Source organism: Pedobacter sp., from assembly GCF_035317785.1.
Taxonomy (GTDB): Bacteria; Bacteroidota; Bacteroidia; order Sphingobacteriales; family Sphingobacteriaceae; genus Pedobacter.
Genome location: NZ_DATHGC010000067.1, coordinates 1 through 11,197, shown reverse-complemented (window position 1 = coordinate 11,197; position 11,197 = coordinate 1). Strand labels below are relative to the sequence as shown.

General features: G+C 44.9%; 8 protein-coding genes. 2 read left to right on the top strand and 6 right to left on the bottom strand.

Annotation, left to right across the window (positions count from 1 at the left end; translation table 11 throughout):
- The 5 genes from cysS to mutL all read right to left on the bottom strand — a co-directional run.
- Positions 1 to 1,403: cysteine--tRNA ligase (gene cysS / locus VK541_RS04205; protein ID WP_324367238.1), on the bottom strand; the 1,403-nt coding region annotated here is incomplete at its 3' end.
- 18 nt (positions 1,404 to 1,421) lie between these two features.
- Positions 1,422 to 2,537 carry an endonuclease/exonuclease/phosphatase family protein gene (locus VK541_RS04200; RefSeq protein WP_324367236.1) on the bottom strand — a complete coding sequence of 372 codons (1,116 nt, stop codon included), beginning with the start codon at positions 2,535 to 2,537 and terminating at the stop codon, positions 1,422 to 1,424.
- Positions 2,538 to 2,540: 3 nt separating this feature from the next.
- A complete protein-coding gene (locus tag VK541_RS04195) occupies positions 2,541 to 3,407 on the bottom strand; it encodes a rhomboid family intramembrane serine protease (RefSeq protein ID WP_324367234.1) in 867 nt (288 codons plus the stop codon).
- Positions 3,400 to 4,116: a rhomboid family intramembrane serine protease gene (locus VK541_RS04190; RefSeq protein ID WP_324367232.1), complete on the bottom strand. Its 717-nt coding sequence runs from the start codon at positions 4,114 to 4,116 to the stop codon at positions 3,400 to 3,402. Before VK541_RS04190 ends, VK541_RS04195 begins: the two co-directional genes overlap by 8 nt.
- A 5-nt stretch (positions 4,117 to 4,121) precedes the next feature.
- Positions 4,122 to 5,990, bottom strand: coding sequence for a DNA mismatch repair endonuclease MutL (mutL, locus tag VK541_RS04185; RefSeq protein WP_324367230.1), 1,869 nt, complete (start codon positions 5,988 to 5,990; stop codon positions 4,122 to 4,124).
- Between the two features lie 145 nt (positions 5,991 to 6,135).
- Between mutL and VK541_RS04180 the strand changes: the two genes are divergently transcribed.
- Positions 6,136 to 7,770, top strand: coding sequence for an amidohydrolase (locus tag VK541_RS04180; protein WP_324367228.1), 1,635 nt, complete (start codon positions 6,136 to 6,138; stop codon positions 7,768 to 7,770).
- Positions 7,742 to 9,571, top strand: coding sequence for a serine hydrolase domain-containing protein (locus VK541_RS04175; protein ID WP_324367226.1), 1,830 nt, complete (start codon positions 7,742 to 7,744; stop codon positions 9,569 to 9,571). Before VK541_RS04180 ends, VK541_RS04175 begins: the two co-directional genes overlap by 29 nt.
- A gap of 308 nt (positions 9,572 to 9,879) precedes the next feature.
- On the opposite strand, the gene VK541_RS04170 is transcribed toward VK541_RS04175, so the two are convergent.
- Positions 9,880 to 10,842: an isopenicillin N synthase family dioxygenase gene (locus tag VK541_RS04170; RefSeq protein WP_324367224.1), complete on the bottom strand. Its 963-nt coding sequence runs from the start codon at positions 10,840 to 10,842 to the stop codon at positions 9,880 to 9,882.
- Positions 10,843 to 11,197: the final 355 nt, after the last annotated feature.

Here is an 11,197-nt window from a genome sequence, read left to right as displayed (position 1 = left end):
TGCAATCCGAGGCGTATTTTATCCGAAGTAGCATAGTCTTTGTTTTCCTTGGCCCCTTTTCTGATGTCAATAACCAGGTCCAGCACCGAATTGAGTTCAACGTTTGAAGTATCCTCATCTTTCAGGCCAAAAATATCAAATACAAAATCACTGATCAGTTTTTTTAGCTTTTCCAGTTCCGTCGCTGATATTGACCCTTTGCCGTCATGAACAGTATTGATGATCCTAACCGCTTCAAACAGTTCTGCAATGACGACCGGGCTGTTAAAATCGTCATTCATAGCCTTCACGCATTTATCCGTTATGGCATCAATGTCAAAATCGTTTGTTGCTGAGGCATTTAGTTTATCCAGCAGGTTCACTGCGTTCATCAGCTTTCTGAACCCTTTTTCTGAAGCATCAAGTGCTTCGTTGGAAAAGTCGAGCGTGCTTCTGTAGTGCGCCTGGAACATAAAGAACTTCACCGTCATCGGGCTGAAGCCTTTGGTTAGCAAAGGATGGTCTCCCGTAAACAGCTCCCCCGGAAGAAAACCATTGCCCAGAGATTTAGACATCCGCGAGCCGTTGACGGTCAGCATATTGGTATGCATCCAGTATTTTGCGGGCTGCTTATGGCTGCAGGCTTCTGACTGCGCAATTTCATTGGTATGGTGTGTAGCAGCAAGGTCCATTCCGCCGCCATGGATATCAAACTGATCACCCAGGTATTTGGCGCTCATTGCAGAACACTCGATGTGCCATCCCGGAAATCCAATACCCCATGGTGAAGGCCAGCGCATCAGCGTTTCGGGCTTGGCCTTTATCCACAATGCAAAATCCAGCCTGCCGCGCTTTTCGTCCTGCCCGCTCAGCTCACGCGTATTGGCCAGCATATCCTCCAGGTTCCTGTTGGTCAGAATGGTATAATTATATTCGCTGCTATATTTTTCAACATCAAAATAAACTGTGCCATTGGCTTCGTAAGCATATCCGTTATTGATGATCTCTTTGATCATTTCGATCTGTTCGCTGATGTGCCCGGTTGCGGTAGGCTCAATACTGGGCGGGAGCGCATTGAATATTCGCATGACGTCGTGAAAACCCAGCGTATATTTCTGTACGATCTCCATAGGCTCCAGCTGTTCCAGCTTTGCTCTTTTTGCAAATTTATCATCCCCCTCGTCCCTGTCTCCCTCCAGGTGACCGGCATCGGTAATGTTGCGTACGTAGCGAACTTTATAGCCGCTGTATTTCAGGTACCTGAAGATCAGGTCAAAGGACAGGAAAGTACGGCAATTGCCCAGGTGAACATCGCTATAAACGGTAGGTCCGCAAACATATATGCCGACATTCGGCGCATTCAGGGGTTCAAAGATTTCTTTCTTACGGGTTAGGGTATTGTAGAGCTGCAAGCCTGTATTCATGTTGCAAAGGTAAAAATTTTAGGGGTTTAATTTGAGGTCACTGCGAACAGGGAAATGGTCTGACAATTTAGCCTCGATCACACGGTAATTGAGCACTTTGAAGTCCTTTGTCGCAGCAATGTAGTCGATTTGGAAATTGGGAAATTTCCCGTTGTAAGTACGGCCCAGTCCAGTACCCTGTTCCTTAAAGGTATTGTGAAGGGATTCTGTAAGCTGTGTCACTGCATAAGAGGCCGGCGTATCGTTAAAATCGCCGGCGATCAGAAACGGGGTCTTGCAGGTTTCCATATGACCTTTCATAATATCCACCTGAGCACTTCGTTTCACAAATGCATTCTTCAGCATTTTCAGTATTCTTTTTGAAGGAACGATATCCGCATCCATCTCCTGTGCTACTTTATCAATGTAATTGTAATCCTGCTCACGGAAAGAGATGGATTGAAGGTGCACATTGTAAACCCTGATCTTTCTATTTCTGACCACCACATCTGCGTAAATACTGGCATTCCCGCCAAAATCGTCATTAAACTTAATAAGTCCTTTGTCTTTGATGGGATAGCGCGAAAAGATGGCCAGGCCATAAGCTTCGTAGTCATTTTTCATGGAGGGCACAAAGTAATAATACGGTGTTTTGAGAATTCTTTTGAGGCTGTCTGTAATGTCAAAAGCTCCCTTTTTTCGGGTAAAGTATTCCTGAAAACAAATGATGTCGGGATTTTCTTTGCCAATAAGATCCAGCATTTGTTCTTTTACCGTTTCTATATTTTCCTGTCCGTAAGGTTTAAAGCTGTGTACATTGTAAGTCATCATTCTCACCGCTTCCGGATTGCCTTTTGGGCCTTCTCCTGATTCACCTATTAGTCCAAAGGTTGCATTAAGGGCCTGCCCGCCGAGAAATATCAAAACAAGTGTGGAGGCAGCAAAGATCCACCTTTTCCTGAGACACCACCACACGATCATCAGCGCGTTAAAAAACAAGATAAAAGGATAGGCCAGGCCAAAGAAGGGAATATATTTGTACTCGCGCGGATCGAACCGCCCGGCAATAAACCCCATTACCAGCAAAAGGGCCAGGACAATAGCTGTCAGACGGACCAATTTATCCAGAAACGTTGGCTTTGACTTTTTCTTCATCCCCTAATGTTTGCTTGCCTTAAATAAAGTTTCCTTTTCCTCTCTTGTTAATTTATCATATCCCGATTTGGAAATTTTATCTAAGATCGCATCTATTTCCTTTTGATCCACTACGGAAATGTTCTTTTTTTCATTTCTCCCGGCAGTGCTGTTTTTGACCACCTTCAACTTCGGTTTCCTCCTGAAGAAGCTGCTCCAGTCCGTTCCGTTCTTCAGCAGTTTAATATATGTGAACCCGAGCAGGGCACCGCCGAGATGGGCAAAATTACCTCCGGCATTGCCTGAACCTAATCCTATAAGATCCATTACTACGTACGCAATGGCAAGGTATTTCAGTTTTACATCCCCGAAAAACAGCAGGCGGATGGCATAGTCAGGGACCAGCGTTGCCGTCGCGACCACAATAGCCATAACTGAAGCCGAGGAACCTATTATAGTAGCTCCCGAAGCCGTTGCCGCTGCAAAGACCGGAAAAATATTGTAGGAGAGCAGGTAGACCAAAGCACCTGCAAAGCCGCCTGTCAGGTAAATAAAATGAAATTGCCTCGGTTTCAGGAAATCAAGAAAGATCCGGCCCATCCAATACAGCCAGAGCATATTGAACAGCAGGTGAAAAAACTCTTTTTGAAAGAATTGATAAGTCAGAATGGTATAAAACCTTTCAGGCAATTTGGAGATCAGCGCCGGAAAGCCGGCATACTCCCTGATAAAGCTTTCATAGGCCAGGCCGCCATTGCCCGACAAAAATAAAGGCAAATTAATCAGTGCCAGCGCTATAAAAATGATCGTATTGATCCCAATGTATAAAAACGAAGGATTGCCCGATTGAAAAACCTTATACTTTAAATCCTGAAAGACTCCTTTATTCATAATATCTGTAAAATCTGTTGTTGTCCTTGTCCTTCCATAATTTCACTAAAATAAAGCCGATCAAAGCTCCGCCAAGGTGCGCAAAATGTGCTACAGAATCTCCCGGAGTCTGTGCTACACCCGAATAGAGTTCAAAGACAATATATAAGGGGATAAAGTATTTTGCTTTGATAGGCACCGGGAAAAATAGCAGCATCAGTTCTGTATTTGGATAAAGCATTCCAAAAGCCACTAAAACTCCAAATATCGCACCCGAGGCCCCTACCATTGGCGTACCATAAATACCATATAATGTCATTGCCTGATCCCGCGGAAGTGATTTCATAACGGCGTCAACGGAACTGCCATGCACAACGGAACCGGTCAGCTGATAAACTTCAAAAGCTTGGACACCCATTTGAATTGCCAGGGCACCTAAGCCGGTAATGAGGTAAAAATTCAGGAACCGCTTTGCGCCCCACCTGCTCTCCAGAACACCGCCAAACATAAATAATCCAAACATATTGGAAAAGATATGCAAATATCCTCCGTGCATGAACATATAGGTAATGGGTTGCCAGATATGAAAAAACGGCGAGTCAAAATAGAAAACACCAAGCAGCCCCGTTAAATTAAACCCTTGGGCTTCTAATATAAGTGTAGCAGCAAAGAAGATCACATTGATGATCAGCAAATTCTTTACTACTGGTGGTATATGAATGTTATTCATCGTGTCTATTTGTCAAATTTTTTATCAAACTCTGCCAATCCTATCGTCTGAATTACCGGCTTGCCGCTGATGCTAAAATTAGGTGTTTTACAGGCAAAAAGCTGCTCTATCAGCGTATTCATTTCAGTCTGTCCCAATACTGTACCGCTTTTAATGGCACTATTCCGGGCCATGCTCCTTGCCAGGGCATCTCTCTTGTCCAGTTTCAGCTCCTGCTGGGAGTTCTTGAATCCTTCTATCAAATGTTCAAACAGCTGTGTTTCATTGACATTGGTGCTGCCCAGATCTACTGGTATCCCTTCTATTACTAAGGTGTTTTTACCAAATTCCCTGACTTCAAAGCCTAAACTTTTGATGTCATCGAGCAAACTTTTGGCCAGTTCGTAGTCATTCGGGCTAAGCGTTATCGTTTGCGGGAACAAACTTTGCTGCGATGCCCCCTTTCTGTCTTCCAGATGCAGCAGGAACCGTTCATATAAGATCCGCTCATGTGCGGCCTGCTGGTCAATCAGCATCAGCCCTGACTTGATCTGCGAAATGATGTAACGGTTGTGCAGCTGCATCAATTGTTTTTGGACCGGAACATACCCTTCTTCGTTGGATTCAGACAATTCAAGTGAAGATTGCTCTGCTGTATTGTGCTTTGCAATTTCATACAATGAGCCCCAGTTTTTAGCGCTTGGCGACATACCTGCTCCCGGGCTGCCAGTGTAACTTTTCGTGAAACTGGCGTAAGCATGGTCTCTCGGGACCGGTCTTTCCTCTGCAAAAGGATTAAAATCAGGATTAAAGCTAATACTTGGCGGAACGATCTCTTCGGGCGCTTTGTGGCTGATCATATTGCTGAACCCTGTTTCCTGGTCAAAGTCTATAGTTGGGCTGATGTTGAACCTGCCTAAGGAACGCTTTACCGCAGAATGCAATATGGCATAGATCGATTTCTCATCAAGGTATTTGATCTCGGTTTTTGTGGGATGTACATTCACATCAATGTTTGCCGGATCAATCTCTATGAACAGCACATATAAGGGAAAGTTCTCATCGGATAGCAATTCCTCATAAGCCCTGTTTACAGCGTGGTTCAGGTAAGCATCTTTGATGAACCTGTTGTTCACAAAAAAGAACTGCTCGCCACGTGTCCGTTTGGCAAATTCAGGTTTACCTATAAATCCTTTCAGATTGATGATACTCGTTTCTTCTTCCACAGGTATAAGCCGTTCGTTATAATTGTTTCCAAATAAATGAACGATGCGTTGCTTGAGTGCAGATGCCGGCAATCTGTAGATCTCTGATCCGTCGTGGTGGAGACTGAATGCAATACCGGGATTGGCCAGCGCAATTCTCTGAAACTCGTCTATAATATGCCGCATTTCTGCAGGGTTGCTTTTCAGGAAATTACGGCGTGCCGGCGTATTAAAAAAAAGATTCTTGATGCTGATGCTGGTCCCCTGTGCTGCAGCCACTGGTTCCTGTTGGATAAATGAAGACCCCTCGATCACGATCAGTGTGCCCACTTCATCCTCATGCCTGCGGGTTTTCATTTCCACCTGCGCGATCGCGGCAATAGATGCCATGGCCTCGCCCCTGAAACCCATGGTCCTGATGGCAAAAAGGTCTTCGGCCTTACGTACTTTGGAGGTAGCATGGCGTTCAAAACACATCTTCGCGTCGGCCACCGTCATTCCGCAGCCGTTATCTATTACCTGGATCAATGCTTTGCCCGCATCCTTTATGACGAGCTGGATCTTATTTGCACCTGCATCTATGGCATTTTCCAAAAGCTCTTTTACCGCCGACGCAGGACGCTGCACCACCTCTCCTGCTGCAATCTGATTGGCAACGCTGTCGGGTAAAAGCTGAATTATATCTGACATCTAATATTCCTCACTAAAGCTTGCTAATTTAGGCAAAATAAGCCTCATCCCCCATTTCATTCAAGAATAATTTGTCGTTATATAGTTAAAAAATTACCCTCCACTTATTTATTATCCTTTATATCCTTTTCCTATCTTTAGCCCTATGAAAGGTTTTCTAACTGTTTTGTCAGTCGCTGCACTTCTCTTTACCTCCTGCGGTAAACAAAAAGCGGATCTTATTTTATATAACGGCAAAGTATATACAATTAATGATGCTTTTGACACGGTCCAGGCTTTTGCAGTAAAGGACGGCAAGATCATTGCCGCAGGCAACAACGCCCAGATCAGAAAAGCCTACAGTGCCTCCGAAGAAATTGATGCCATGGGAAAGACTGTTTACCCTGGCTTTATTGATTCCCACGCACATTTTTTTGGATACGGGCAAAGTCTGCAGACGGCCGACCTGAGAGAAACACAAAGCTGGGAAGAAGTATGCAGCCGGCTTACCGAATTTGCCAGGACACATTCTGATGGATGGCTTATTGGAAATGGATGGGATCAGAACGACTGGCCGGACAGGCAGTTTCCGGATAAAACGAAACTGGACCAGCTGTTTCCTGACCGGCCGGTACTGCTTACCCGTATAGACGGCCATGCCGCCATCGCCAATCAGAAAGCGCTTACCGAGGCAGGACTGACCAAAAGCTATGACCTTATTGGCGGCGAAATTGTAAGCCGGAACGGAGCGCTTACCGGTTTGCTCATTGACAACGCAACCAGCCTTGTCGAAAGTAAAATCCCCGCACCGTCCCCGCAGCAGAAGGAAAAAATATTGCTGGATGCGCAGCGAAACTGCTTTGCGGCAGGCCTTACTACAATTGATGATTGCGGGCTGAGTGCGGATATGGTAGATTTTATTGAAAAACTGCAGGCCACAAATCAGTTAAAAATGCGCCTCTATGTAATGTTATCAGACAGTAAACCAAATTACGACTACCTGTTTAAGCGCGGTGCCATTAAAACCGATCGCTTAAATGTACGGTCATTTAAAGTTTTTGCTGACGGTGCTTTAGGCTCCAGGGGAGCTTGCCTCCTTCGCCCTTATCACGACATGCCGGGGAAGAGCGGTTTTCTGCTCAGCAGTCCGGAACATTTTGAACAAACGGCAGCAAAGCTGGCAGAAAAGAATTTCCAGATGTGTACACATGCCATTGGCGATTCGGCCAACCGTACCATCCTTAAAATCTATAATAAAGTGCTGAAAGGAAAAAACGACAGGCGCTGGCGTATTGAACATGCCCAGGTGGTTTCCCCTCAGGATATTGATCGTTTTGGCACAGCGAGTATCATCCCTTCAGTACAACCTACCCATGCTACATCTGATATGTACTGGGCAAAAGACCGTCTGGGGCCGGAGCGCATCAAAAGCGCTTACACTTTGAAACAATTGTTAAGACAAAATGGCTGGATCCCTTTAGGCACAGACTTCCCCGTCGAACAGATTAATCCAATACTTACTTTTTATGCAGCAACCGTCCGCAAGGATGCCAGGAATTTTCCTGAAGGTGGTTTTCAGAAAGAAAATGCACTGACCGGGGAAGAAGCCCTTCGCGGTATGACCATCTGGGCTGCCAAAGCCAATTTTGAAGAGAAAGAAAAAGGCAGTATCGAAACTGGCAAGTTTGCAGATTTTGTTGTCCTTGATCGTGATCTCCTTAACACCAGTCCCACACAAATCCTCAGCACACAAGTTTTAAAAACCTATATTAATGGAGAAAAAGTCTATGAAAAAGAATAACCTGCTTGGTTTAACAACCATCAGTTTTTTAACCCTCTTTACCTTTACCGCCTGTGCACAAGACCATAAGCAAAATGAACAAACCCTTGCCATACTCAACAACATCAGCAGCAATACCATATTGCTAAACAATCATGACAATAGTATTCCTCTGCTGGATCTCGACAAAAAGAACATCGCATCTGTCAATTTAAATTTCAGCTATCAACAAGCATTTGACAGCCTGCTAAATAAATATGCTAAGATCACTTCTTTTGCTGCTGCTGACTATCAGACCACCGGTACATTAAATAACCTTGAAGATGATCTCAAATATTTCAATACGGTTGTCGTGACCATTCCTTCGGGGTCTGCCGGCGATTCCCGAAATATAAGTTTCATCAGGAGCCTGACCAAAAGCAAAAAGGTGATCGTATGTCTTTTTGGTGAGGGACGCGGTTTAGCCGCTTTTGATGACCTGAAAGCGCCGCTGATCTGGACAGACCAAAACACACCACTGGCCGCAATGGTATTGCCGCAGGTGATCTTTGGAGGAATCGGGGTCAGCAAGAAGCTAGGCGCTACTTATTCTCCAAAATATATCGGCGGATCGGGCTTCAGCACCTTTGCCACCCGCCTCAAATATACTTTGCCTGAAGATGCAGGAGTAAATGCAAACAACCTCAGAGATATAGATGACATTGCTGCAGAGGCCATAAGGGCTCAGGCTGCTCCGGGCATGGTTGTACTGGTGGCCAAAGACGGTAAGGTGATCTTTAATAAAGCTTATGGCCACCATACTTATGAAAAAATACAGCCTGACCGCTTAACGGACATTTTTGACCTTGCATCAATGACTAAAATTACCGCCACGACCATGGAGGCTATGAAACTCACAGACGAAGGAAAACTAAGTATTGACTCCACCCTCGGAAGCTATGTGGCACTTGCGCGTCCGACAGATAAAAACACCCTCACCGTGCGGGAATTGTTGCTGCATCAGGCAGGGCTTATTCCAGACATTCAAACCTTTGGCAAGATAAAGCCGTCAGACTACAGCAGTGATTCCTCGGCCCTTTTTCCTACTAAGGTCAATGAAAATTACTACCTGAGAAAAAATTATTTTAAAGAAGTGATGCAGCCTGACATGCTGAATTCCCCGTTGAGGACCAGGGGGAAATATGTATACAGCGACGTTGGCATGTGCCTGATACAGCAGGTCATAGAAACCATCACCACAATACCTGAAAACCTGTATGTAGAGGAGCATTTCTACAACCCTTTGGGCATGCAGACAACTGGTTTTTTACCATTGCACCGCTTCAAACCGGATCAGATCATCCCGACAGAAAATGATAAGGACCGTCATGCATTGCTTGACGGCTACGTACACGATCCTACCGCCGGTTTGATGGGCGGTGTCGCAGGTCATGCCGGTTTGTTTGGAAGCGCTAATGACATTGCCATCATCTACCAGATGATGCTCAATAAAGGCAGTTATGGCGGGAAGGAATATTTAAAAAAATCAACTGTCGAGCTGTTTACTTCCAAACAATCGGCCATCAGCCGCCGGGGTCTTGGTTTCGACCGCTGGGATCCGGACCTGACTAAAAAATACCCATCAGAGCTGGCCTCACCGCAAACCTACGGGCATACGGGTTATACCGGAACCTGCGTATGGGTAGATCCTGTCAGGGGTCTGGTTTATGTATTGCTGTCAAACCGGGTAAATCCGGTAGTATCAGATAAGCTGATCAACATGAGGATCAGGGGCAGGGTACAGGATGTGATCAATAAGGCGATTGATAAGGGTAAAAATTAAAATTGAGTGATCTCTTCGAAGACTGGACCTTGCGCACTGAAGAAGCGCACAAATCCTATGTCTTCTCTGAGACACTAAATTTTATGGAAAGCTGGATGGAAAGGTCAGGCGTGAAAAGCCAGACGCAAATTTCAGGTCCCTTTTAAGATTGCCTAAAAATAAGTCTTGGACAGGTCTGCGCCCTGTTTGGCGCGCAAAGAAATTTTGACGTCTCAGAGAAGACATTAGCGCTTTTTCTTCTTCAGCAAAAGATGCAGTCTTCGAAGAGATCATCAAAATTTCTCCAAAGCGCCAAAATGTCAAAAAATTTATTTTTTCAAGCCAATCTCCCTCAGCCGCTCATCGAGGTACTCTCCCGCTGTCATGTCTTCATAAACTTTAGGATGTTCAGTATCAATACAAGAGTCCAAACACGTCAGATCCATAGTGCTTCTTGGGTGCAAAAAGAAAGGAACAGAGAAACGGGAAGTTTTCATGAGTTCCCGCGGAGGATTTACTACTCTATGGGTCGTAGACCGTAATTTATTATTAGTCAGTCGCTGCAGCATATCTCCTACATTTACTACAATATCCGTATGGCCCGCTTTAATAGGAAGCCACTCATTGGCCCTGGTCAATACCTGAAGGCCGTCAGCACTGGCCCCGATCAACAAGGTGATCAGGTTGATGTCCTCATGCGCACCGGCCCGAACTGCATCAGCAGGCAGTGAGTCAGGGTCCTGGATCGGGAAATAATGGATCCCCCTCAAGATGGAATTGCCGTTGTGCACATACTCATCAAAGTAATTTACAGGCAGATCCAGATAAGTTGCAATTGCCCGTAACAGCTGTTTGCCATTGGCTTCCAGCCGCTGATAAATTTCACGGGTCACCTCGTTAAATTCAGGCATCTCTTCCAGGTATTCGTTGCTGGGATATTCATATTTAATAGGATCGTGGTCAGTCACTTCCTGCCCGATCTGCCAGAACTCCTTCAGGTCAGCTGCTTTAGCACCCTTTGCTGTTTCCTTACCCGGGCTTGTGTACCCGCGCTGTCCGGCCAGTTCAATTTTTTCATATTGTTTCTTTTGGTCCGGCGACAGGCTAAACATGGCCTGTATATTTTTGTACAGCTTATCTATTAGTGCCTGGTCCACTCCATGATTGGTAATGGTTACAAAGCCCGAATCGTTAAAAGCCCTGCCCAGCTCATTAGAAAACTTCCTGCGCTGTTCATCATTTCCGTTAATGTAAGAACCCAGGTCTAAACTTGGGATGTAAGGTGCTGACATAAGATCTTATTTTATGAGTAATAACAAACTAATTTAAGAAAGTATTGTTAATAAACCTCAATTACGAATTGTACCTCGTTTAACTTTCTGCAAACAACTTGCTTAAGTTATGCACAACCTTTGTTTTACTGCTAATATTAGACTTATTTACCACTCTTTACCAGATCTGGCATTGTCATTGGAGCCGGCCTGGTGTATTATTGCTGCTTGATAGGTGACTCGTCCTATACAGACTTAACATCTCCACGAAGAAGTATTTATTAATGATTAACTTTAAGAGATGTCAGTAGAAATTACAGATGCCAAATTTGGTAGACTTTATCAAGAGTCTTATAAGAAGGCGATAGTTTTAGAG